The sequence below is a fragment of the Chloroflexota bacterium genome, from assembly GCA_014360825.1.
Taxonomy (GTDB): Bacteria; Chloroflexota; Anaerolineae; order UBA2200; family JACIWT01; genus JACIWT01.
Genome location: JACIWT010000001.1, coordinates 174,676 through 198,250, shown reverse-complemented (window position 1 = coordinate 198,250; position 23,575 = coordinate 174,676). Strand labels below are relative to the sequence as shown.

Annotated in this window: 17 protein-coding genes; 12 read left to right on the top strand and 5 right to left on the bottom strand. The window is 58.2% G+C overall.

The genetic code is table 11. The features are described 5' to 3' along the window. Positions 1–2: 2 nt before the first annotated feature. The 3 genes from H5T64_00805 to H5T64_00795 are packed head-to-tail and all read left to right on the top strand — an operon-like array spanning position 3 to position 2,443. Positions 3–710 (top strand): HAD-IB family phosphatase, encoded by a 708-nt coding sequence (locus H5T64_00805; protein ID MBC7262880.1) that lies wholly within the window; start codon positions 3–5, stop codon positions 708–710. Further along, positions 673–1,395, top strand: coding sequence for an HAD family hydrolase (locus H5T64_00800; protein MBC7262879.1), 723 nt, complete (start codon positions 673–675; stop codon positions 1,393–1,395). The genes H5T64_00805 and H5T64_00800 overlap by 38 nt, the downstream gene beginning before the upstream one ends. Before the next feature lie 10 nt (positions 1,396–1,405). Continuing rightward, positions 1,406–2,443 carry an SIS domain-containing protein gene (locus tag H5T64_00795; protein MBC7262878.1) on the top strand — a complete coding sequence of 346 codons (1,038 nt, stop codon included), beginning with the start codon at positions 1,406–1,408 and terminating at the stop codon, positions 2,441–2,443. Between the two features lie 151 nt (positions 2,444–2,594). On the opposite strand, the gene H5T64_00790 is transcribed toward H5T64_00795, so the two are convergent. The 3 genes from H5T64_00790 to H5T64_00780 all read right to left on the bottom strand — a co-directional run bounded on the left by H5T64_00790 (position 2,595) and on the right by H5T64_00780 (position 5,816). Then, complete coding sequence (locus H5T64_00790; GenBank protein MBC7262877.1) at positions 2,595–3,224, bottom strand: response regulator; 630 nt, start codon at positions 3,222–3,224, stop codon at positions 2,595–2,597. Next, positions 3,206–4,723, bottom strand: coding sequence for a histidine kinase N-terminal domain-containing protein (locus H5T64_00785; protein MBC7262876.1), 1,518 nt, complete (start codon positions 4,721–4,723; stop codon positions 3,206–3,208). Before H5T64_00785 ends, H5T64_00790 begins: the two co-directional genes overlap by 19 nt. Before the next feature lie 244 nt (positions 4,724–4,967). Continuing rightward, positions 4,968–5,816 (bottom strand): hypothetical protein, encoded by an 849-nt coding sequence (locus H5T64_00780; GenBank protein MBC7262875.1) that lies wholly within the window; start codon positions 5,814–5,816, stop codon positions 4,968–4,970. Between the two features lie 51 nt (positions 5,817–5,867). Here H5T64_00780 and H5T64_00775 point away from each other — a divergent pair, with 51 nt between their 5' ends. From H5T64_00775 to H5T64_00735, 9 genes are all read left to right on the top strand, one after another. Then, entirely contained in the window at positions 5,868–8,381 is a 2,514-nt protein-coding gene (locus H5T64_00775; protein MBC7262874.1) for a hypothetical protein, read from the top strand. A gap of 67 nt (positions 8,382–8,448) precedes the next feature. Further along, positions 8,449–8,994 carry a flavin reductase family protein gene (locus tag H5T64_00770; protein MBC7262873.1) on the top strand — a complete coding sequence of 182 codons (546 nt, stop codon included), beginning with the start codon at positions 8,449–8,451 and terminating at the stop codon, positions 8,992–8,994. A gap of 6 nt (positions 8,995–9,000) precedes the next feature. Beyond that, positions 9,001–9,504, top strand: a complete 504-nt coding sequence (gene tsaE, locus H5T64_00765) for a tRNA (adenosine(37)-N6)-threonylcarbamoyltransferase complex ATPase subunit type 1 TsaE (GenBank protein ID MBC7262872.1) — start codon at positions 9,001–9,003, stop codon at positions 9,502–9,504. Beyond that, positions 9,497–10,198 (top strand): tRNA (adenosine(37)-N6)-threonylcarbamoyltransferase complex dimerization subunit type 1 TsaB, encoded by a 702-nt coding sequence (gene tsaB / locus H5T64_00760; protein MBC7262871.1) that lies wholly within the window; start codon positions 9,497–9,499, stop codon positions 10,196–10,198. The genes tsaE and tsaB overlap by 8 nt, the downstream gene beginning before the upstream one ends. Beyond that, on the top strand, positions 10,179–10,787 hold the full coding sequence (rimI, locus tag H5T64_00755; GenBank protein MBC7262870.1) for a ribosomal protein S18-alanine N-acetyltransferase: 609 nt from the start codon (positions 10,179–10,181) through the stop codon (positions 10,785–10,787). Before tsaB ends, rimI begins: the two co-directional genes overlap by 20 nt. Positions 10,788–10,871: 84 nt before the next feature. Beyond that, the gene (locus tag H5T64_00750) at positions 10,872–13,058 is read left to right on the top strand and encodes a UvrD-helicase domain-containing protein (protein MBC7262869.1); all 2,187 of its coding nucleotides are present in this window, start codon (positions 10,872–10,874) and stop codon (positions 13,056–13,058) included. Between the two features lie 72 nt (positions 13,059–13,130). Then, positions 13,131–16,163 carry a metallophosphoesterase gene (locus H5T64_00745; protein ID MBC7262868.1) on the top strand — a complete coding sequence of 1,011 codons (3,033 nt, stop codon included), beginning with the start codon at positions 13,131–13,133 and terminating at the stop codon, positions 16,161–16,163. 40 nt (positions 16,164–16,203) lie between these two features. Further along, the gene (locus tag H5T64_00740) at positions 16,204–17,532 is read left to right on the top strand and encodes a hypothetical protein (protein MBC7262867.1); all 1,329 of its coding nucleotides are present in this window, start codon (positions 16,204–16,206) and stop codon (positions 17,530–17,532) included. Positions 17,533–17,564: 32 nt separating this feature from the next. Further along, positions 17,565–19,406, top strand: a complete 1,842-nt coding sequence (locus H5T64_00735) for a hypothetical protein (protein ID MBC7262866.1) — start codon at positions 17,565–17,567, stop codon at positions 19,404–19,406. Positions 19,407–19,472: 66 nt separating this feature from the next. Here H5T64_00735 and H5T64_00730 read toward each other — a convergent pair whose 3' ends face one another. Together H5T64_00730 and H5T64_00725 are read right to left on the bottom strand one after the other, a co-directional pair. Then, entirely contained in the window at positions 19,473–20,339 is an 867-nt protein-coding gene (locus H5T64_00730) for a hypothetical protein (GenBank protein MBC7262865.1), read from the bottom strand. A gap of 55 nt (positions 20,340–20,394) precedes the next feature. Continuing rightward, on the bottom strand, positions 20,395–23,412 hold the full coding sequence (locus H5T64_00725) for a DNRLRE domain-containing protein (protein ID MBC7262864.1): 3,018 nt from the start codon (positions 23,410–23,412) through the stop codon (positions 20,395–20,397). Positions 23,413–23,575 lie beyond the last annotated feature (163 nt).

Genomic DNA, 23,575 nt, shown 5'->3' with positions numbered 1-23,575 from the left:
AATTGAAAGTTATTGTCCTCAGTGATTTCGATGGTACGCTCGCAACTGTAGACGTTACTGAATCCATCTACCAACGATTTGGCGGCCCTGGGCAGAGAAAATACACCGAACAGTGGCTGCGCGGCGAGATCTCGACGCAGCAGGAGTACGAGGGGTCCTTTGCCACGATCAAAGCCAGGCCAGAGGAAATTGGGTCATTCGTGGCCACCTTGTCCCTAGATCCAGCATTCCCAGAGTTTCTCACACTGCTCAAGAAGAAAGGCTACAAGTTCTGCATCGTCAGCGAGGGCCTTCGCTGGTACATTGAGATTCTTCTACGCAAAAGTGGTCTCCAAGGCCTGGACATCATCGCAGGGGATGTGCGCTATGAGAACGGCCGCTATATCTTTGATTTCCCCTATGCGAACCCCAATTGCCAGACCTGTGGTGGACTGTGCGCGACCTGCAAGCGCGACATCGTCCTCGATTTCAAGGCGCGAGGGTATGCCGTCGTTTTCATCGGCGATGGACGCAATGACCGGTACGTCGCGGACGTGGCAGACGCGGTTCTAGGCAAGGAAATACTAGCGAAGTACTGCGAAAGAGAAGGAATACCCTATTTTCGTTACGATGGTTTCGTCGATATCATTCGCCTGTGGCCTGAAGTGGAACAGCGTCTGAAGGAGTTGGAAAGTGAGTGCTCGAAAGGCACTTCCACCACGACTGAATGAGGGCAATAAGTCCGCTTCACGAACTTTGGACGCCCTCATCTTCGACCTCGATGGTACGCTGGTGGATACCTTTCCACTGATCATTGCCAGTCTCCAGCACGCGTGTGAAGTTGCAACAGGGCGTCGCCACAGTGAGGCAGAGGTAGTCACTATGTTCGGCCCCACTGAACAAGACATCCTTCACACGGCTGTAGGGCCCGTACGGTATTCGGTCGCCGAGCATGCTTACTATGACTATTATGAACGCCATCACGCTCAGTACGTCAGCGTGTATGAAGGGATAGTCCGTCTGTTAGACCAAGCACTGCACCACGGCTACCGGCTTGCACTTTTCACGGGCAAAAATCATCGCAGTGCTTGGTTCACCATCCGTGCTACTGGATTGGAGAAATATTTTCCCGTGGTCATCACTGGCGATGACATAGAGTTCAACAAGCCTCATCCCCAGGGCATCTGGTTGGCGCTACGGGAACTAGGTGTAGAAGCCAAGCGAGCCGCCTATGTGGGCGACATGCCAGCGGACATAGAGGCAGGTCATGCAGCCGGGGTGCGCACTGCTGGGGCGCTGTGGCATTCGCGCTTCCGCGATGAAGTTATAGCCTGCAAGCCAGATTACCTGTTCGATACCGTCGCCGCTATGGGCAATTGGCTGGACGGCGCGTACCTGCGACCGCTCCTCGAGTAGAGGAGAATAGATGTCACATCTCCAAGATGAAATCCACGAACAGCCTGGTGTTTTGGCAAGATTCATTGCCGAGGAAAGCGAGAATGTCGCGAGAGTGGCTACAGAGGTGCGCAATCGCGGGATACAGTACATCATCATCGCCGCCCGCGGGACTTCCGACAACGCGGCCACTTACGGCAAATATCTCTTCGCTATTGTGAACAGCTTACCAGTGGCTCTGGCTGCCCCTTCACTTTATACCATCTATGAGCGGCCGCCCCGCATGGAAAGGGCACTGGTGATGGGGATTTCACAATCGGGTGAGTCGCCCGATATCGTTGCGGTGTTAGCCGAGGCTCGACGCCAGGGAGTGCCTTCACTGGCGTTGACCAACATCGCCGGTTCACCCATCACCCAAGTGGCGGACTATACCATCCTTTGCCGCGCCGGGGAAGAGCACAGCATCGCTGCCACCAAGACCTACACTGCCCAACTGACAGCATTGGCGCTTTTCGCTTCGATGCTGGCGGGGGATCGGGAGCGCGTCAAGGAACTCGAGAGCCTGCCCGCAGCAGTTGAGAAGACGCTGACCCTCGAGGAGACGATTGCCAGCCACGCTCAACGTTACCGCTACATGAACGCCTGCGTGGTCATCGGGCGAGGGTATAATTACGCCACTGCGTATGAGATCGCCCTAAAGATTAAGGAATTGACTTACGTGATGGCCGAGCCGTATTCCCCGGCTGACTTTATGCACGGTCCCATCGCCATTGTCGAGCACGGTTTCCCTGTCTTTATCGTAGCGCCTCGTGGTCGTTTGTATGACGATGTTTTGCAGTTTGCTCGGCAACTTCACCAACAGGGGGCTGAGTTGATTAACATCTCTGACGGCGAAGAATGCCTGGATCTGGCAACAACGCCATTTGCTTTGCCGGTGAGCGTGCCAGAGTGGCTCTCTCCCATTACCTGCATTGTGCCCGGACAACTTTTTGCCCTACATCTGACATCGGCGAAGGGCTTCGACCCCGATCACCCGCGCGGTTTACGTAAAGTGACGAAGACGCGATAAGAAGCCACAACAGGGAATCAAAGAGGAACCGGCTATGTCTCCAGCTCCTTTTGTCGAAAGGATCCCTCTTATTGCGTTTTCGCCCCCATCCAACCTGGCCTTTGTTTTAGGTGTTGTATCCCTTCGGAAAACCAAGTTGATGGTAACGTTATCACGAGCGCGATGGTTTCTCTCGCGGCAAGGTCGTGTTTGAGGGTTCTTCGCTCTCTACCTTGCGGGCCAGGATGATGGCCTCGGCGATCTCCTTCATCGGCCGACGCGTGTTCATGCTCATTTTCTGAATGCGGCGGAATGCCTCCTGTTCCGTAAGGCCCTGTGTGTCCATCAAAATACCTTTAGCCCGCTCTACCACCTTGCGTGTCTCCAGGGCCTCCTTGAGATCCGCAACCTCTCTTTCTAAAGCACGAAATTCATCAAACCGGGCCAATGTCACCTCGATAGCCGGCCCCAGTTCGTTTTCACGAAACGGTTTGACCAGGTATCCGGCCACGCCTGCTTCCTTGGCCCGTTCCACCAATTCCCGCTGGCTGTAGGCAGTGAGCAACAAAACAGGCGCTATTCGCTCTTGCGTCAGGATACGCGCTGCTTCGATGCCGTCTAGGTCGGGCATCTTTATATCCATAATGACGATGTCCGGGCGCAATTCACGGGCCAAATTGACGGCGCTTTGGCCATCCACTGCCTCGCCCACAACGAGATAGCCCATCGAGGTGAGCATTTCCCGCAAGTCCATGCGGATGATAGATTCATCATCGGCAATCACTATTCTCCGTCGCTCCAACTCTTCGCTCCTCCTAAAGGTGTTTTGGGGAAAGTCATCGTTGCTTTCGTCCCACCTTCTCGGGTTAGACAGAAAGTGCCTCTGAGGTCCTCGTGCACCAAACTTTGCACGATGTGAAGACCGAGAGTAGTGCTGTGTTCCAGGTCGAATTCTTCCGGTAATCCCCCGCCATCGTCCTGGACGGCTATAGTTACGAACTCACCATCGTCTTCAATATTGATTGTTACAACACCGCCACTACGGTTCCGATACCCGTGTTCGGCTGCGTTTTGTAGTAATTCATTCACAATAAGTGCACAGGCTGTCGCCTGTTGGGCTGGCAGGAGTACGTCAATCCCCGTCAAAACAAAGCGAATGTCTTTGGCTGGATCCAGTGTGCCTGCCTCCATCTGGTTGATGATGCGCTGAACGATCTCGCGCACGCTAATTGCGCTGGCCTCTCGCTGCGATAGAAACTCATGTACCACAGCCACACTCAGGATCCGGTTCACACCTTCCTCGATGGCGTCCCTCGCTTCTGGCAACAGCAATCGGCGGGATTGCATCCGCAGGAGCGAAGCGATCGTTTGGAGATTGTTTTTCACCCGGTGGTGGATCTCCTGAATCATCGCTGTCTTGACCTTCAATTCATGCTCTTTGCGTCGCGCTTCGGTAGCATCGTGGACAGTGATGAGAACGCCCGCTATGGTCTCTGCAGATGGACTGGAGAGAAACCGTCGCAGCCGATTCCGAAGGGGACCTTGATCGGGAGAGAAAATTGGGATGGCCTTACGGATGAGGACCCGACCATGCTCTTCGACTTCTCTCTCAATACAGGCTTGACGATTGATCGCCTCCGCGAATAAAGCCGCATCAACGGTATCCAGGCGATAGATCCTCGTGTGCAACAATTCCCACGGGAATCCCAACCGGCGATAGATATTGGTGGCGATACCGCTGATGTATTGTATGCGCCGTTGTGCATCTACGAACAGGATGCCGTCGTGTTCACCAAAAGGCGATAGGCTGGCTGCGCCTCTGAGTTCGCCGCGCACAACCATGTCTTGAAGCAGCCGCAAGGCCTGCTGAAAAGCGCGATTACGACGGCGATGGCGCTCGTAAGCCAGTAGAGTGGTCTCGATACTAAGAGCTGCAAGGGCCCGCCCGGTATTATTGCGAACGGTCAGTATTTGGCGCATCATCGAAACGCCATTCACGAGCCCTGGTTGCCAGGGAGAGCGAGGCACTGCATTACAAAGAGCACGGGTTATGCTGGGCACTGCAATTGCCGGTACAGTTTGACCCACATTGCGATGGGAGTAGATGGAGGGAATGGAATGGGGCTGCACTTGATCAAGGATGAGCAAAGTATCTGGATTCAATGCAGAATATAGAAGCAGGTCCGAGCGGCTCAAGTCCGCCAAAATCGGCAATGCCTCGCGTACCCGATGGAGAAGCTGCTTCTCTGTCTCATTTAGCGCAGCGTAGGATTGATCCAAACAGACGACTTTGTCTGACATACGTTCTTCTCTCTGGATTGCGGAACTCCTCATCGCTGTGACTTCGAAGGCGAGGAATGCTTTTCACCGCCTCTTCAACCGTTCTATCTTCTATTTTATCATGGTCGTCCAGTCTTGGCAAAGGTGTAACTTGGAGAGCACTGAAACAGCCAAAGAGATCGAGCACGGCATTAGGGACCATTACCATACCTTATAAAGGCGGCCCCATTCCGTTTATTACCTCAGGCTGGTCGGTAGTAGAATATTACGTGTACGGAATGTAGATATTACCTTCGCGCCGGAAGCATCGGGCTGGCTTACTTCGGAGACGCGAGATCTCAGCAAGGGTATCAAGCAATTTGGCGTAAGTCGGGGGATCCAGTAGTGTCCGTTCCTTCTTTATCCCACGGTCGGCTCGAATCCACATCTCGAAGTCCACACAGTTTCCTGCGCTGTAGCGCGCGATGTAACCATCCAACCCACAGATGCTCAGTGCCAGACTCATGGGTTCGACCGAGTACGGGCAGATGGCAAAGAATACATGGCGGAAGCGGCGTCGTTCCAAAGAAGGGAACAAAATATCGTGCGCGATTTCTGCTGCTGAGGTGAGGACATGCATATTGACCCCTGCCTGCAGAGCCGCCACCCCCACTTCGCCAATGAGACACCCCTGGCAAGCAGGGTGTCGAGGGCTAGGGGTGCTCTCACTAATCTCGAGGCTGGACAGGTACTCGCAATCGTGGTTGAAGCGGCCCGAGGGACAGCCGGGATTGCTATGTGGCACGGTCATTGGCTTCAGACAAAAGCCTAACCCAACCAGGAAGGTTTCGGGCTCACCGGCAACAGAATACAAAAACGCCTCCTCGTCTCCCGTGTAGAGATGGCGTATATTTCCGATATCCAGGTCGCCGCGAGCGAAATGGCGGTAGGCGAGTGCTCCGCGAATGGCATGCAGAGGATGGCGAAGTACGGCCTGTGCCAGAAAGACTCGACCATACTCGTGGCTGAGGCTGCGGGCTGAGAAGTCCCACGTTCGAAAGCCAAGAGCAATATGCCGATCGAGGTGGCTAAGGATTCTAGTGAAGAGGCCCAAGGCTATCCCCCATTCGGTCACGATCTAGAGCCCTATTGTACAATAAGTGCGATGTGAAGGACAATGAATGCCATGCGGTTCGTGATTCCTCTCTCAGCAGTGAATCCGGAAGACATCAGACTGGTCGGCGGGAAAGCAGCAAGTCTGGCCGCCCTCCGGCAGGCAGGGTTAACAGTGCCGGAAGGTTTTGTAGTCACTGTGGCCGCTTATCAACACGCCCTGGCAAGCGCTGGCCTAGACGAGGTAGACCCCCAGCAACTGCAAAAGGCTATCCCAAAGATACCTCTAAGCCAAGACCTACAACGCGCCATCCTGAGGGCTTACCGCGCGCTAGCGAGTGACGATGAGCCAGAACCTGACGTGGCTGTCCGTTCCTCCGCCACAACTGAAGACCTGGCCTACGCCTCTTTTGCCGGACAACAGGACACAATCCTGAACGTGCGTGGTGAGAGACGCCTGCTGGAAGCCATTCAGGCCTGTTGGGCCTCTCTATGGAGTCCGCGGGCAATAGAATACAGGCGGGCATGGGCGGATGGCAGCCAACCAGCGATGGCCGTGTTGGTGCAACGCATGGTGCCGGCCGAGGCCGCAGGCGTTGTCTTCTCTGTGGACCCGGTGAGCGGCGAAGAAGTGATAGTCATCGAGGCGGTGCGAGGGTCGGGCGAGGCTCTTCTCGCTGGCGCAGTCGAGGGCGACCGCTATGCTTTCGACAAAACCTCATCGCAGGAGATAAGCGCAGAATACCGAACCCAACGAGTGTTGGACCCAACCCAGGTACGCACACTAGCCCAGACAGTACAGGCACTGGAAGCGAATTGGGGACATGCAGTGGACGTAGAGTGGGCTATGGCCGGAGGAGAGTTCTACTTCCTGCAGGCGAGGCCCATAACTACACAAGCGGGCGATTTTTTCACTGACGTTATCCCTGGCGACAATTACGTGTGGACGGCAGGTTTTCTGAACGAGCGTTTCCCTGCGCCAGTTTCGCCGCTGGGCTGGTCTGTGATCCGAGAGGTATTAGAGCCACTGGCCTTCTGCGATCCACTACACTATTTGGGTACCTCGCTACCGAAAGACTTCCCCATCACAAAACTCTATCGCGGGCACCCCTATGTGAATGCTCAGATCTATTGGACGCTCTACAAAGTATTTCCCGCTTTCCTTCTGCCAGAGGATGCGTATCGCTTTTTCCCTGGCGGTGACACGTCCTTGCGTCGCACCGTCGCTTATCCCCGAGGCTTGTTCGACCCCTCTTTCCTCGTTTCCATGTTCCTCCACTTTATTCACGAGCCGCAGATTTGGTCGCCCTGGCATAACTATCGCGTCTGGCAAGAGTTCACGGCAGAGCACGAAGCGGAAATAAGGGCAATTCGCGCCCAAGTGGTGCAGATGCGACAAGAACTCCCCGAAACTGCTGCTATCTGGGCGCTCGTAGAACGAGTGCAACGACTGAATCGGCGGTTGCTCTCTCTCCATCGCTGGAGCCTGATACACGCGGAACTGACGTACACACTATTACAACGGCTGCTCGCCGCCTGGGTGGGTACGGAACAAGGGCGCGCATGGACTGCGCTATTGGCAGCAGGCCAGTCTAATAAATCAGTAGAAACGGATCAAGCACTATGGGAACTGGCAGCGCAAGCGGCTCATTCGTCAAAGAATGTCGAAGCACTTGCCTCAGACCCTGCCTTCACCGCTTTCCTGGAACACTTTGGCCATCGCTCCTTCAGCCTGGACATCTACCGCCCAACCTTTGCCGAGCAACCACACCAAGTGTTATGTCTAATCACTGAGATGCAAATGACAGGCAAACCATTGTCAAGCCAGAGGGCAAGCGAAGCGGCCTATCGCTCCTGCCGCAATGCGTTGCGATCCTTGCCCGGAGGCAGGTTCCGCGTGTGGTTGTTTGACCATCTCCTGAGCCTGGTTCGCCGGTATATGTGCCTGCGAGAGGACCAGCGCTTTTATTGGCAACGGGCACTTGCTATCATGCGCGCCTTGTTTCTCCTATTGGGTGAGTGTATGAGAGCATCGGGAGCCCTGAAAGCGCCGGACGATATATTCTTCTTGTCCAAAGACGAGGTGAGGCAATGGGTGGAAGGTGATATTCAGCAATCCCACGTGGCACTAGTGGCAGAGCGCAAGTCCCGCTTCGAGACCTTGAATCGCGAGTACGAGATAGCGCCCGATCGGGCATACCCCGCCTTCTTGCGCGGCAACCGCCCGCTTTACGAGCGTCTGGAAGCAACGCATGAGGAATGGATAGGCCGAGCGGTGAGCCCAGGAGTGGCTCGTGGGCGAGCAGTGGTTGTACTCCAGCCAGGTCAATTTGACAAGGTGTCTCCTGGTGATATTTTAGTGACCATTAGCCCAGACCCCGGCTGGACGCCTATCTTCGGGTTGCTCGGTGGATTGGTAATGGAACGCGGTGGACAACTTTCCCACGGGGCTGTGGTGGCCCGCGAGTACGGACTCCCGGCTGTAGCCGGTGTCGCTGGAGCGACCACAGCGTTGCACGACGGTGATGAGGTGTTAGTGGACGGATTGGCCGGCGTGGTGCGCCGGCTGCGTAACTCGACAGAATAGACGTGTCGCTGTATTTGGAGTATAATGGATTTGTGAATGGACTTTGTATCTTCGCAGGAGTTCGAGAATGAAGGTGGAGATCCCTCTCTCAAATGCGCACCGTCTCATCAACCCAGGCACGGTGGCACTGGTAACCGCTGCGCACGAAGGAAAAGCCAACGTGATGACGGCGGCTTGGCTTGTGCCCCTCAGCCAGCGGCCCGCGCTAGTTGGTGCGGCCATTCACCCCACTCGATTCACCCACGACCTTATTGCCCATAGCGGCGAATTCACACTGAATATCCCTGGCCGCCCCCTCGCCGAGAAGGTGCAGTTGTGTGGGACAATTTCGGGCGCAGACACCAACAAGTTCGCCGCCGCTGGATTGACGGCGGTGGAGGCGCGGGTGGTGCACGCACCGTGGATAGCCGAGTGTCTGGCCCACCTGGAATGTCACGTGGTAGATAGGGTAACCACAGGCGACCACTCCTTTTTTGTCGGTCAGATAGTGGCTGCCTGGGCTGATGAAAAGGCATTCGATACTTATTGGGTGCTGAAAGAGGAAGCACTCAAGCCGCTGCATCATCTTGGTGGGCGTGTCTACGCCATCTTAGAGAAACAACTGAAGGTCTAAGGTTGGATGTGCCCCATCCTCACCCAGCGCCAGTTAGAATGCTTCAGTGGCAGCGCTGAGCAGACGCGTCGCTTTGGTGAGCGCCTTGGCCGCCTGCTTCAGCCGGGTGATGTGGTGTGCCTGGAAGGCGAACTAGGCACGGGCAAAACTTGCATGGTGCAAGGAATCGGGCGGGGGTTGGGTATAGCCGACCCTATTGCCAGCCCTTCTTTCATCATGGTGAGTGAGTATCGAATCCCCGAGTCCGGCTTGTTTTTCTACCACATTGACCTTTACCGGTTGGAGGACAAAGCAGGAGTATGGACATTGGGCCTGGAAGAATATCTCTACGGCCAGGGGGTGTGCGCTGTGGAATGGGCTGAGAAGGCAACCAGCCTCATGCCCAGAAAGCGCCTTTGGATTACCCTGCGACATTTGGGAGAATTCAAACGCGTCCTCACCTTCGAGGCTCGAGGAAAGCGATACCAGACCCTGCTCAAGCGATTCCGAGAGGAAACGTTCGGTGGTTGAGCCAGATGGACTAATCCTCGCCCTGGACACCTCCACGCGTACGGCGGGAGTCGCCCTCTATGACGGCCAGTCGGTCTGTGTCGAAATCTCCTGGCATTCAGCCGATCATCACACGGTCGAACTAATGCCCTACATTGCCAGTGCTTTCGAGAGGCAACACATTACCCCGGAGAGGCTCACAGGCGTGGCGGTTGCGATTGGCCCAGGGTCGTTCACAGGACTGCGTATCGGTCTCAGTGTGGCCAAGGGGTTGGCGCTATCGCTGGGCATAGCCTTAGTGGGTGTACCGACCCTGGACATCATAGCCTATGCGCATCGCCGACAACCCCTCCCCATCTGCGCGGTGATACAGGCTGGACGAGGGCGACTGGCCGTAGCCAACTACGCCACTCAGCGCAGAAAATGGGAGAGAACGGGCGAGATACGCCTCCTGGCGCCTAAACAACTGCTCGCTTTGATAGAGAGGCGCACCTTTTTTTGCGGCGAGATAGATTCGACATTGGATAGACTTCTCCGCCATAACTTGGGAGAGCGCGCCGTCATTGCAGATCCGGCGGAGAGCCTGCGTCGCGCCGGTTACCTGGCTGAATTAGGTTGGTTGCGCCTGCAGGCAGGGGAGCGGGATGACCTTGTAACATTGGCGCCTATTTACCTGCATGGGCCGGAGGGTAGGGATGTTATCGCCAAGCCTTGACTTGCCCTACGTAGTGCGGCCAATGAGCCTGCAAGATATACCCGAGGTGATGGAGATCGAACGCCGCGTCTTCCCCGCTCCATGGCCGGCCCGAGCCTACGAATACGAACTGAAGCACAACCCATCGTCGTGTTATTTGGTCGTGCGCCCCGTTGTGCAGGCGAAATCACACCCGGGGTTTGCACGGGGACCGGTAAGCCACGGACCGCTGGTGGCATACGGTGGCTTCTGGCAGATGGTGGATGAGGCACATATCTGCACGTTGGCTGTACACCCCGATTGGCGAGGTCGGGGTCTGGGCGAGTTAACACTGGTGAAACTGCTGGAACAGGCCACCGAACGGGGAGCCGAAGTGGCGACGTTAGAAGTGCGTGTTTCCAACCTGGCAGCCCAGAGCCTGTACCGAAAATACGGTTTCGCCACGGTAGGTCTGCGTAAGGCTTACTACTCGGACAACAACGAGGATGCTTTGATCATGACCAGTGAACCCCTTGGTTCGCTGGTCTTCCAGCGACGTTTGGCTTCTCTGCGCCAAGCATTGTACGAGCGGCTTCGCTCCACCCCGATGCCGCAGGCTGTCTCCACTTAGCCAAGGCTACAAAAGAATCCTCCCCAAAGTGCGCCCTCGCTTTGCTAAGTCGGTCTCAAATCGGCTATAATATTTTCAATTACTATGCCCGAAGAACGTGTTCACGCTCTCCTGCGCAACCTGAATCCGCCCCAGCGCGAGGCCGTACAAGCCACGGATGGGCCCGTGCTGGTCCTGGCTGGCCCAGGCTCCGGCAAGACCCGTGTGCTCACTCATCGTGTGGCTTACCTTATCTCGGTGTGCGGTATTGACCCCTATCATATTATGGCCGTTACCTTCACGAACAAAGCGGCCCGCGAAATGAAGACGCGCTTGGTGGATCTCATCGGGCCAGGGCCATTGGGGCGGTTAACCATCGGCACGTTCCATGCCATTTGCGCTCGCATTCTGCGCCGGGAGGCGGACCGTATCGGGCTCAAGAGTAGTTTCGTCATCTATGATGACGACGATCAGTTGCGCCTCATCCGGCAAGCACTCAAAGACCTGAACTTAGACGAAAAAATGTACCGCCCCCGGGCGATTCAAAACGCCATTTCAAAGGCGAAGAGCGCGCTGGTGCTGCCAGAGGAATATAGCCCGCCCACCTATTGGCACGAGATCGCCGGGCGTGTCTATCGTCGCTACCAGGAACTGCTCTCCCAGAACAATGCCCTGGACTTCGATGACCTGTTGATGCTCACCGCGCGCACGTTCCAGCGTCATGAAGATATCTTGGCAAAGTACCGCCGCCGTTACCAGTACCTCCTGGTGGACGAATTCCAGGATACGGACGCTTGCCAATATACCATCTTGCGCATGATTGCCACTCAGAGTGGTAACCTGTTCGTGGTTGGCGACGAAGACCAATCTGTATATTCCTGGCGCGGCGCGGACTTCCGCAACGTGCACCGCTTCCAACAAGATTATCCACAGGCCCGGGTGATCTTGTTGGAACAGAACTACCGCTCCAGCCAAGTCATCTTGGATGCAGCGCGGTACGTAATTTCGCTGAACACTCAGCGCACAGACAAAAAACTATGGACAGAAAACCCCGAGGGGCCACAACTCACCATCTTCGAGGCCTACGACGAGCAGGAAGAAGCGGACTATGTGGTGAGCCAGATCGAGGAACTAGTGAAACAGGGCGAATGTCGGCTCAAAGATTGCGCCGTGATGTACCGCACCAACGCCCAATCCCGGGTGATCGAGGATGCCTTTGTGCGACACAACCTGCCCTACAAACTGGTGGGGGCGACGCGCTTCTACGAGCGCCGAGAAATTAAGGACGTGCTGGCCTACTTGCGGCTGCTCGCCAACCCCTTCGATGGGGTCAGCCTGGAGCGGGTCATCAACGTTCCGCCGCGAGGGATTGGGCAAACCACAATCCACGGCCTCGAGCGTTGGGCCGCAGAAATGAATATGCCCATTTACACGGCCCTGCAACTCTTGGCGGCGCGGGAGGATGGCGCGGTGCAGGACGATTTGCCCGTGCCTCCGCTGGATACGCGAGGCCAGCGCGCGCTGGTGGCTTTCTATAACACCTGGCAGGCGTTGATGGCCGCCCGCCAGGAGAAAGACGTGCTGGGCCTGCTGGATGAGGTATTGGAAGTGACCGGCTACGCCGACTACGTCCGCGATGGCACAGATGAAGGCGAAGACCGCTGGGCGAACATCATGGAACTACGCACTGTGGCCCGGGAATACGAGCACCTGCCGCCTGCCGAAAGCCTCACCACCTTCCTGGAGGAGGTAGCGCTGGTCTCCGACGTGGATAACCTGGACGAGGCAGCAGACGCGCCAACACTGCTTACCCTGCACACAGCCAAAGGCTTGGAATTTTACGCTGTGTTCATCGTGGGGATGGAGGAGGGGCTGTTCCCGCACAGTCGCAGCATGGATGAACCGGATGAGATGGAGGAGGAGCGGCGGCTGTGCTACGTTGGCATCACGCGGGCCAAGCGCCGCCTTTACCTGGTCCACACCTTTCGGCGCACGATGTTCGGCATGCCACGGCTTAGCGAACCCTCGCGCTTTCTGGCCGATATCCCGGCACGGCTGGTCGAGGGACAGGAGAAAAGGGCCCCCGCACGACCCCGTCTCCCCGAAGCGCCCCACCCACCTGCGTTTCCCTCTTTTCGCGCCGGCGATCGGGTCAGACACCCCCAGTTCGGCGAAGGGATTGTCGTCTCCAGCGAGGTGCAGGGTGCAGACGAGCGGGTTACCGTGGCCTTCGTGAGCGGCAGCATCAAGCGATTGATGGCCAGTTTCGCCCACTTGCAACGCCTGAACTGATGTGCTTGTAGAGCGTGCGGAAAGGTTAGCGCCTGCATTGTGAACCTAACAGAGAGGATATCCGATCACCCGATGCCGAAAGAACGAGGCACCTCCCGACAAGTAATAGCGTCGCTTTTCGCATTAGTGAGTCTGGCCGTAGCCCTGTGGTGGGGCGTCGGAGATGCGTTCGTTTCGGCATTCTGGCAGGCGGAATCCACGGCCCTGGACGTGGCATCGGAGGGGTCTTTGCTAACCCGGAACGAATACCAAAGCGCCGGGACCATATTCTCTGCGACTCCGACCCCCGCCGAGGTGACCTATTTCGTACACGTCAGCGATGCCCACATGGGCACCTCCGCCGACTACGAGGGGACTAAGGACAAGAATGTTTGGGAGCGCAAGTTCAAGCGCAACATATTGAAAAGCAACGAAATCATTCGCCCCCCGATCGTGGTGGACACGGGCGACACAGTTACCGTAGTGGACAATTACTCTTATGCTGTGTCCGACAACGCTATCAGCCATGCTACCGTGCCCTATCTGAAGGTCCCTGGCAATCACGACTACCCCGTGAGCCTCTGGTTAGGCTACGGCTGGCCACGCTATTTCAGTTATGACCTGGGTGACGTGCAAGTGATCGGCTTTGACAGCCTACACACCGTGGACACTCAGTACGTCAACATAAAGTGGCTGGAGAACGAGTTGCGCCAAAACGCGCCGAATAAGAAGATCATTCTGGCTAGCCACTACCCCCTCGTCCAGCCCGATTGGGCTGCCGAATGGTGGGGCACCAGCCGGCTGCATCCTGACCCGACGGCTCGCCTACAGATCCTCGACCTGATGAGGAAATACAACGTGCTGGCCCATCTCAATGGGCACATCCACATCGAGTGGCAGTGTGACGATCCGTTGCGTAGCGAGGCCCTTCATATTGATAGCGCCCCGGCAGGAGAACTGGGCTATTTCCGCGTTCTCACCGTCCAGGGCGACATAGTGGGCAGCACGTTGGGTACCGAGGAGACATCCTGGCCCTTCGTGGTGATCGCCAGCCCGCAACGTTATTACACCCCTACTCTCTCCACCGGCGACACCGACACGCGGGCCATCGAGGGCCTCCAACCCGTCCGAGCGGTCGTCTTCTCTCCGGCCACCATTACCAGCGTCTCATACCAGGTGGATTCCACCGGCTGGCAAGCGATGACCCAGAACGCGAACGGCCTCTGGGAAGCGTGGTGGGATGCCTCCAGTGTCAGCCCAGGCCCGCACACCCTTTACGTGCACGCCGCCGACTCCGCAGGTGGCTCGACCATCACCTCCATTCCCATCAAGACCACCCCGCCAGACGACGAACCATCGGCCACCATTACCTCGCCCATCCCTGGCCCGGTGAGCGGGGTGGTGAACGTTACCGGCGTGGCCAGCGATGCGGAGGGTCTGAGCAAAGTGCGGATTTACGTGGACGGCGCGCTCGCCTCCAGCGATCTGGGCGTGGGCGGCACGAGCGCGGGATTCAGTTGGAACTGGAACACGGGCAGTGAGCGCAACGGTCGCCACGTCCTGCTCGCCCGCGTCTATGACACCTGGGGCCATGCCGTCTGGAGCGATCCGGTAGAAGTGGTAGTGAGCGGTGGCCTGCCGGAGAACCCGCCCACGGTGACCATGGACACACCTTCGCAGGGAGCCACCGTTAGCGGAGAGGTCAACCTGACCGCAACCGCCACCGATGACCGCGGCATCCGCTGGATGAACTTCTACGTCCGGCCTGCCGGTGGGACCTGGACCATGATCCAGCGCGTGGATTGCAGCGACGTGAACAACTTCAACCAGCCATTCCCTACCTCCACGCAACGCACCGTTACCTGGAATACCTGGCTTTACCCCAACGGCACCTACGAGGTGAAAGCCGAGGCCTATGACACGGCCACCTACTCCCAGGTGGCCCAGGCCACGCGCACCGTAACGGTTTCCAACGCGGCGATGCCCTCCGTTTCTATCACCCGGCAGGTGAACGCGCCTTGGAACGACCACTGGCAATTGAACGGGGTCACCGATAGTTATACCCTGGCCGTGCAGATCGGCATGCACCCGGCAGGCTTCCGTTTTCGGGATATCACCATCCCCCGCGGGGCAATCATCACCTCCGCCAGCCTGGTCGTGCAGAACAAGGATTACACGGCGGGGGAGATGACGGTGCGGATATACGCGGAGGACGTGGACCGGGGCGTGGATTTCCAGTTGCTCACCTTGTCCGAGCGACCCCGCACCAGCGCCTACGTTACCTGGCACCTGCCCGCCGATCAGATCATATTTGGCACATCACCGGACCTGGCCGCCGTCATCCAGCAGATCGTGAACCGGCCGGGGTGGCAATCGGGCAACGCCATCAACTTGCTCCTCATCCCCGAGCCGGGGTCCACCGCCCGGAATGTCTGTTCCTATGAGGGCTCGCCGAGCAACGCGGCGCGGCTGAACATCACCTACACCCTGCAGCCGCTGCCCACGCCCACGGCCACGCGGACGCCAACGCCCACCCGTACCCCAGGCCCCAGCCCCACCCCGACCCAGACGCGCACCCCCGGGCCGGTAGCCACCGCCTATCTGCCCATCGTCGTCGGCTGGAACCTGCTCTCCCTGCCCATCGAGCCGGATTCGTCCGCCCTCGAGGACCTCCTGGCCCCCATCGCCGGGGCCTACGACCTGGTGTACGCCTACGAGGGTTGCGACCAAGCAGACCCGTGGAAGAAGTACGACACCAACGTCCCGCCCTTCCTGAACGACCTGCAAGACATCCACGAGACGGAGGGCTTTTGGCTACACGGGACGAGCACTACCACCCTGCCCGTCTCGGGGCACCGCGTGAGCGAGGTTACCATCCCCTTGTGCGCGGGGTGGAACCTGGTGGGATATCCGTTGGGCACATCGCAACCGGTAACCTACGCCCTGCGCACCATTGACGGGTGGTACGATTTGGTCTATGCTTATGACGCTTCCGACACCGCCGATCCGTGGAAGAAATACGACGTGAACGTCCCGCCCTTCCTGAACGATTTAACCGAATTGCGGCCTGGATGGGGCTACTGGATCCACGTGACCAGCGATTGCACCCTGATCTTAGCCGAATGAGCACCCGCACTTATCCTGGGATGAAGGAGACTATAAATTTATGAAGCTCCACGCACGCACAGTCGCAAAGGTATGGCTAGCATTAGCCATGGTGATGGCGCTATCGCCGACGGCAGTAGGAGCCCAGACACCACCTCCGCCTCCATGGAACTGTAAGGGCCGCATTTACGTCGATCTTTCCGACCCAGGTGTCCCCGGCACCAGCGTAGCAGCGTATATCGACGGCCGGTTTATTAAAGCCTGCAACGTGTACACGTGGACAGATGAATGGACCTGGTACAGCGTGGAGATCACTAGCGCGGAAGGCGGATACGAGAATGCCACCGTGAGGTTCTGGGTAACTACCAGTCAGACTAGTTGTTGGGGTGGCCAGGGCACCTGGCACTCTTGGGGAATCGATCAAGTCGACCTGTATTGCTCCACCCCAACGTCAACGCCGGCGCCCACCAGCACTCCAACTAACACCCCCACCCGCACGGCCACGCCCACACCCCAGTGCAGCACCATTCACGGCTACGTTACCATCAACAATCTGCCGGCCCCGCTGCACACCATCATCCGCGCCTGGAGCGGCGGGGTGTCAGTCGGAACAGGGCAGACCACCGGCGCAGACGGCTACTACGAGATGCAAGCGTGTTGCTCTGCGGGAAGCAACGTAACCTTCATGCTCCAGACACCCGACGGCAGCACCTGCTGGGCCTGGTCCAGTTGGTCTTGCACCCATCCGTACAACGAACCTGTGAATCTTCGCTGCAACATCCCAACGCCCTCACCTACGGGTACAACCACGCCTACGCCCACTGAAACTGGCACGCCCACTATCTCTCCTACCGCCACCGAGACGCCGCGGGCGACCACCACATCTACCGCTTCGCCCACGCCTAGCGGAACGCCCCTGCCTACCACTGCGCCCACGGCGGTCAACATCAGTCCCACGGATGGCGGCACCCTCTGGACCAATGACCATTTGTATTGGATCGTCTTTCCGCCTATGAGTGTGTTCACCAACGCGGTGGCGGAATTCGTGCCCTTGCCCCTGCCCATCGAAGGTCAGGATGACGCCGCGCTGCGTCACTTCCGGCTGTGGATGCGCGACTTGAACGGCCTGCCCATCACCAACCTGCGCAGCGCCGCGATGATCGTGCTTTGGTATCGCGATTCCGAAGTGGCTGGATTGGATGAAGAACATCTGGTGCTGCGTTATTATGACCCAACTACGCGGTCCTGGGTGGACATCCCCACCGGTCACAATATGAGCGACAACGCGGTGTGGGCTCTTCTCACCCACCTGACGGATTTCGGGCTGTTCGTGGCCTCCAATCCCGGTCCGGCGAGCCACGTCGTCCACCTGCCGATCATCGTGAAGTAACACGGATTGCTGTCAACGGATTCAGGGAACGGATGGCCAGGAATAGCGTAAGGCACAGCAAAATCGGCGTCACGGTGGCGATCACACTGGCAGCAGCCACCTTCCTGCTCGTACCGGCGGATGCGGGGATCAACCAGTGGACACCGTGCGGGCCGTATTGGGTCCAGGCTTGCTGGACGGTGGCGCTCTCCCCCCACTACGCCACCGATTCCACTCTGTTCGTCGGCGCACAGGGGAACCTGGCCATCTCGACGGATAGGGGCGCTCACTGGGACGTGGAGTCGTTCCCCAGCGACACCTGGATCGTAGCGTTGGCCGTGTCACCTCCCGATGCCGAGGGGAATTACGTGGTCTTCGCCGGAGAATACGCCGGCTCCAGCCCACCAGAGCACTCGATACTCCGCTCCATGGACCGAGGTGTCACCTGGACGCCGGCGGAAAACGGATTGCCAACGATCCCGTACAAACTCAACATACAAGCGTTGGCCATCTCACCCAATTGGAACAACGACCACACGATTATAGCGGGGACGTGGGGCGGCGGGGTGTACCGCTCCACGGATGGGGGCAATAGTTGGGCTCCGTTCAACGAGGGCCTATCTGTTGGCGGCAACGCGTCGGAGGGGTTTGTCATGGCGTTGGCTTTCTCGCCCAATTATGCCAACGATGGCACTATCTTTATGGGCACGCGCAAGGATGGCACCCTGCACCGTTGGACTGCGGCAAGCGGCAGGTGGTCACAGATCGTGTGGCTGCCGGGTGGGGTGCCTGCCCCCAGCGCTTACGTTCGCTCCTTCTCCTTTTCGCCTGGCTATGGGATCACCGACCAGGTGATCTACGCCGGTACCTGGGGCAATGAGGGCGAACCGCAGGGCATAATCCGCTCCACAGATGGCGGCACGACTTGGTCTTATGCCAATGGCACCGGCCTCTATCCGGCCGCCTACAGCGTGCGATCCGTGTTGGTATCTGCCCGGTACCCACTGGACCATACAGTCTATGCGGCAACCAGATACGGCGTGTACGAAACAACCAACGACGGCTTGAACTGGCGACTCATGGACGAAGGACTGGGAACCGATTTCCGATTCAAGAACTTCACCTGTCTGGCCGGGCACTGGCAAAGCACCCAGATGGACTTGGTGATGACCATGCTGGGCAATGACCCGGGCGCTTACTACGAAGGGGTTTGGCAATATACCAAGGCTTTGCCCGCGCTGACCCCCACCGCCACATCCACTCCCACCCAGACACCAACGAACACTTCCACGCCGACGCCCAGCCACACCGCCAGCCCGACCTCCACCCCGACCCAGACGCGTACTCCCGGGCCAGTCGCCACCGCCTATCTGCCCATCGTGATGGGCTGGAACCTGCTCTCCCTGCCCATCGAGCCGGATTCGCCCGCCGTCGAGGAACTCCTGGCCCCTATCGCCGGGGCCTACGACCTGGTGTACGCCTACGAGGGTTGCGACCAAGCAGACCCGTGGAAGAAGTACGACACCAACGTCCCGCCTTTCCTGAACGACCTGCAAAACATCCATGAGACGGAAGGCTTTTGGCTACACGGGATGAGTGCCGCCACTCTGTCCATCTCGGGACATCGCGTGACTGAGGTTACCATCCCCTTGTGCGCAGGGTGGAATCTGGTGGGGTACCCACTGAACACATCGCAGCCGGTCGCCTACGCCCTGCGCACAATTGATGGGCTGTACGATCTGGTCTATGCTTATGACGCTTCCGACACCACCGATCCGTGGAAGAAATATGACGTGAATGTCCCGCCCTTCCTGAACGATTTGACCGAGATGAGGCCAGGATGGGGCTACTGGATCCACGTAACAGCAGATTGCGAGTTATCCATCGCACCTTGAGGCTGCCCGCTCCATAAAAATGAAAAGCGGGGGCTTAGACGCTCCCGCTTTCTTATCTCGTAGGGATCAGCGCGGAGGGATAATACTGCCGAACTCGCTCAGGATATCGAGCAACTGCTGGATCTTCCGCTCCAGGTCGGCCAACCGGGCCTCCAACTGATCCAACCGCACGTCACATACCGGCGGAGGTTGACCCACAAAACGCAACTCCCCGAAGTTCTCCGCGATGCCAAAGGTCGTCGTCCCTGCCCAAACCAGATAGCCATCCCAGGTGCCATTATCGTCATCGTCGCGGAGTCCCACAGTGAAGCCACACACTGTGCCCGAGATCACCTGCCCGCTGAGCACCAGGCGATTGAGCGGGACAGCCATCTCGACAATGTAGCCACCGGACCGCACCTGCACCGCCGCCGACAACTCGGTCGTGGGCGCGCCCAGGTAGAACGTGCGCCCATCGCTGGCCACTGCGTACTGGTGGTCGTCTGGGTTCCAGAACACGCGGTCACGGGCACCGTCCAGGCCGATTTCCACCGAGTCATCGCGCCAGATATAGGAGGGGTCGTCGGACTTGAGCACATCGTCCGTCACATCAATGCCAAAGTAGACATTGGTGTCATCCCACACACTGCGCACCGAGGCCGAGCAATCGTTCACACCGCCGATTGTGCCCGCCACGTAATCGCACGAGGCAGCATCCATCGTGATGGAGGGCACGGTCGGCCAATCCGCCAAGTTACCGTCCAGCACAGGCGCAGTAATGACGTAGCGGCTCTCCAACGTCCGCGATGTATCGAGAGCATATACGGGCGCGGAGGATTTGCTTGTGATTTGCGGGAGCAGGGGCGGCAAAAGGTGGGTCTGGGCCACGATGAGTCCAATGCCTACACCAATCAGCAATGTCATCACCAATACACAACCCGATCTGCGTTTCATTACTATGCCTCCTCCCGTCCCGTATCCGGAACCGGGGGTATATGGTCCTCTTCTCCTACTCTTGTAGAGCCCTCAGCAACCCTCGCAGTGAACTGGCCCGGGTCAAGATGTCGAGAATCTGTCGTAACAGCGCTTCCAGGACGTTGACCCGCGACGTGAGCCGATCAATGCGGTCGACCGGCGTCCCAGCCACAGTAGGGGTAGCCGTCGGCGAGATAGTTCGCGTTGGCGTAGCCGTGGGTGAGGCGGTCCGGGTTGTCGTTGCGGTCGCCGTGCGCGTGGGCCCGGTGGGTGTCGGCGTGATGGTCGGTGTGCGCGTGAGCGTCGGCGGTATCTGTGTCCCGGTCGGCGTGATGGTGGGCGTAAGTGTGAGCGATGGCGTCGGCGTCACCGTGGGAGTCCTCGTCCGGGTGGGAGTGCGAGTTACCGTGCTGGTCCGAGTCGGTGTCGGCGAGAAAATAGGAGTAAGACTGGGCGTCGGCGTCCGCGGGAGATAGGTAACCACCAACTGCGGCCGCAAATCAGCGTTCGAATACTCCGAACTCGCAAAATAGAAACTGCTCCAGGTGCTCCCCCCTGTCGCTTGTAGGAGAACCCCGTTGTTGGGCAAAGAACCGCTCACCCAACCGCGAACCACTTGCGTCAGGTCTATCTCGTACCAGCGGCGGATGTCATTGGTCGTGACGGTAGCCTCCGGTTGTTGCCGGATATCGGTGTTGTAATCGCTCGCCCCCGGCGCACCCCAGGGCTCCCCGAGGCGCGCCTCATTCCAGGTAGCCTGACATACCTCCACCGTGCGAGTAATGTAATGGGCGCCGAAGGTGATGTTCGAGCCACTCCATCCCACCGCATACAGCCGCAGCCGGGCGTCGGCGATGAGGGACCCGGCAGGGATAGAAGAGACGTCGAAACGGAAAAGCGCTTTGTATGACCCCGTCTGCTCCACCTGCAGCAATTCCACCGGACAGTAGTTGAGGGTAGGGCCTTCCCTCACTAAATGGGTGTCACTGGCCCCAGTATAGCCTGTGAGACCCTGGCGGAAGGTGATGCTGACATATCCTGGGGGCAGCGGTGTTGGCGACAGGGTGCGGGTAGGCGTCGCGGTGGGCCCGGCAGTGCGAGTGGGCGTTGGGCCACCCGGGGTAATGGTCTTCGTCCGTGTTGGCGTGGAGGTCGGCGGCGTGGTAGTACGAGTCGGCGTGCGAGTGGGTGGGTAGGTCTTAGTTGGCACCGGCGTGGGCCCAGGGATACCCGAGGCGCGCAGGATAATGCGGTGGATATATTCGTCCCCGTCGGCATTACAGGAGATGCGAAAGTCCGTATTCCCCGGGAGAGCATTGTTGAAATAAGCATCCTCCAGGTGCCAGGTGTAGTCCACCCATTGGTTGACCGGACCCAGCACAGAGCCTTTGGTGATAGTGCGGTTGACCACCACTCCATTTATGTCCGTGTATTGAAGCGACAGAGTGTCGCTGCCCATATTCAAGAAAGTGAGCGTGAGATCGTAACTGGCTACCCCTCCAGCCGAGCGCGGGCGTGCCCCACTGTAACGCCAGCGGTTGTCAATATCAAAGGACATATAAATGTCATTGGTGGCCTGGTTGGTGCGACGCACACTGTGCGCTCCGTAGGCGTGCTGCCGGGCCGGAGAGGGGATGGCCGACATCGTCGAGCCGATGAGCGCTACCGTCTGGTTCTGCGGGATGCCGTCGGGACGATAGAGCCAATAGGTATAGTCGGTCTTCTGTGGCCCGTAGGTGACCACCTTGCCATCGTACCCCGTCCAAGTGGTATCGGTCTTGGAAGTGGTTCGCAGGACAATCCACACGTCTTCGGTATCGGTGATCGTACGGCCCATGTGGGCACGGGCGAAATCGAGGAGGGGGAACCCCGTATCCCGTGAGACCTGATCCGAGTAGATCAAATTCATGTACTGGATGTCCATCATGTCCGGGTGATGCGAGAGGGCATCCATCATGAACCAGTAGGAGCCTGCCACATCATTCCCGTGCGCCGGCTCGTAACCGATGGGGATTCGTTCGTGGTACAGATCAGCGAAGCCAGTAATGCCACCCACGAGCACCCCGTCCCAGAGGATTTGTGCCGCGCCGTGGTCCACCTCCAGGCCGTTGCTCTTCACCCCGATGCGGTTCCCAGGGAGGGAAGCAGCACGCGACGCCGCCCCGTGCAAGCCGTGCACGATGGGCTGCGTGAAAACCACCGTGTTGGGAAAGGCAGCGTGATAAACATCTATCAGGTGGCTGCTCCACTCGTCAAAAAAACCGTCATTGGACCCGTAGGAACACCCGCCGAAACTGAGTCTTTGATACCCCTCGCCGCTGATGCCAGTGGAAATGATGACGAAAGCCAAGTTAAAGAATTCTGGGTTGTTATCGAGGTGCTGCCCCATTGCCATAACGAATTGATCAAAATAGTACCGCCAGGTCGGGTTGCGGAAATTGGGTGTGCAAAAAGGCTTGCAAGACCCGGTGGGGCCATCGGGGTCAAAGCAATCTGCGACTGCAGACCAGCCCCCCGCCTCGTCTATCACCCACTTGGGGATATATAAATCGCCCCAGTAAGTGCCCATGTCACCGAATTCATAGACCATCACCGAGATGCCCACCGGCTTGGGCATGGTACTGCCATTGGGAAACGGGGCAGTCTGGTACTTTTGGGCTGTGCGGATGTAATCGTCAATGAGGCTCCAGTCGTACACCCCCTTCTGGGGATTGAGTTCATTCCAGCGAAAGACCCACCAGCCGCCCACCGGCCCCCACTCCGGGTGCCCTACCACCACATTGTGCCCGAACCAGTCGTCATATTCGTACAGGTAGTCAGGGTTGCCCCAATCGCCGTTCCACCAGTCGGTCATGACGAAAATACGGGGCATCAGGGGCCCGTAGCCAGGAGGGACGATCTGGGCCTCGGGAGTAACATCTGCCGTTGCGCCCACCCCAGAGGGCAGCAACTGGGGGAAGGCTAAAGCCACCACGATGAGAAATATCAGGGCGAAAATCAGCTGGGCGAGGCTGCCGGTTCTTGTTCTGGACAAGCCGGAGGGGTTACGCAAAGGTTACCTCCACGCAATAGTGTCTGCCCCGGGTTACATTCCTACCCCCATGGGCACGGTTTCGCACCGCCGAGATCAGGAGGCAACTGCATCTCCTGTAATGGATCGCAAACTATCTGACAATTACACAAATGTAACACAAAACCGTAAATTTGTCAAAAAT

What these genes read in the sequence shown, in the direction of transcription:
- H5T64_00745 (MBC7262868.1), top strand. Translation starts at nt 13,131, where the DNA reads ATGCCGAAAGAACGAGGCACCTCCCGACAAGTAATAGCGTCGCTTTTC.
- H5T64_00775 (MBC7262874.1), top strand. Translation starts at nt 5,868, where the DNA reads ATGCGGTTCGTGATTCCTCTCTCAGCAGTGAATCCGGAAGACATCAGA.
- tsaE (MBC7262872.1), top strand. Translation starts at nt 9,001, where the DNA reads ATGTGCCCCATCCTCACCCAGCGCCAGTTAGAATGCTTCAGTGGCAGC.
- H5T64_00730 (MBC7262865.1), bottom strand. Translation starts at nt 20,339, where the DNA reads ATGAAACGCAGATCGGGTTGTGTATTGGTGATGACATTGCTGATTGGT.
- H5T64_00750 (MBC7262869.1), top strand. Translation starts at nt 10,872, where the DNA reads ATGCCCGAAGAACGTGTTCACGCTCTCCTGCGCAACCTGAATCCGCCC.
- H5T64_00735 (MBC7262866.1), top strand. Translation starts at nt 17,565, where the DNA reads ATGGCCAGGAATAGCGTAAGGCACAGCAAAATCGGCGTCACGGTGGCG.
- H5T64_00785 (MBC7262876.1), bottom strand. Translation starts at nt 4,723, where the DNA reads ATGTCAGACAAAGTCGTCTGTTTGGATCAATCCTACGCTGCGCTAAAT.
- rimI (MBC7262870.1), top strand. Translation starts at nt 10,179, where the DNA reads ATGTTATCGCCAAGCCTTGACTTGCCCTACGTAGTGCGGCCAATGAGC.
- H5T64_00740 (MBC7262867.1), top strand. Translation starts at nt 16,204, where the DNA reads ATGAAGCTCCACGCACGCACAGTCGCAAAGGTATGGCTAGCATTAGCC.
- H5T64_00795 (MBC7262878.1), top strand. Translation starts at nt 1,406, where the DNA reads ATGTCACATCTCCAAGATGAAATCCACGAACAGCCTGGTGTTTTGGCA.
- H5T64_00770 (MBC7262873.1), top strand. Translation starts at nt 8,449, where the DNA reads ATGAAGGTGGAGATCCCTCTCTCAAATGCGCACCGTCTCATCAACCCA.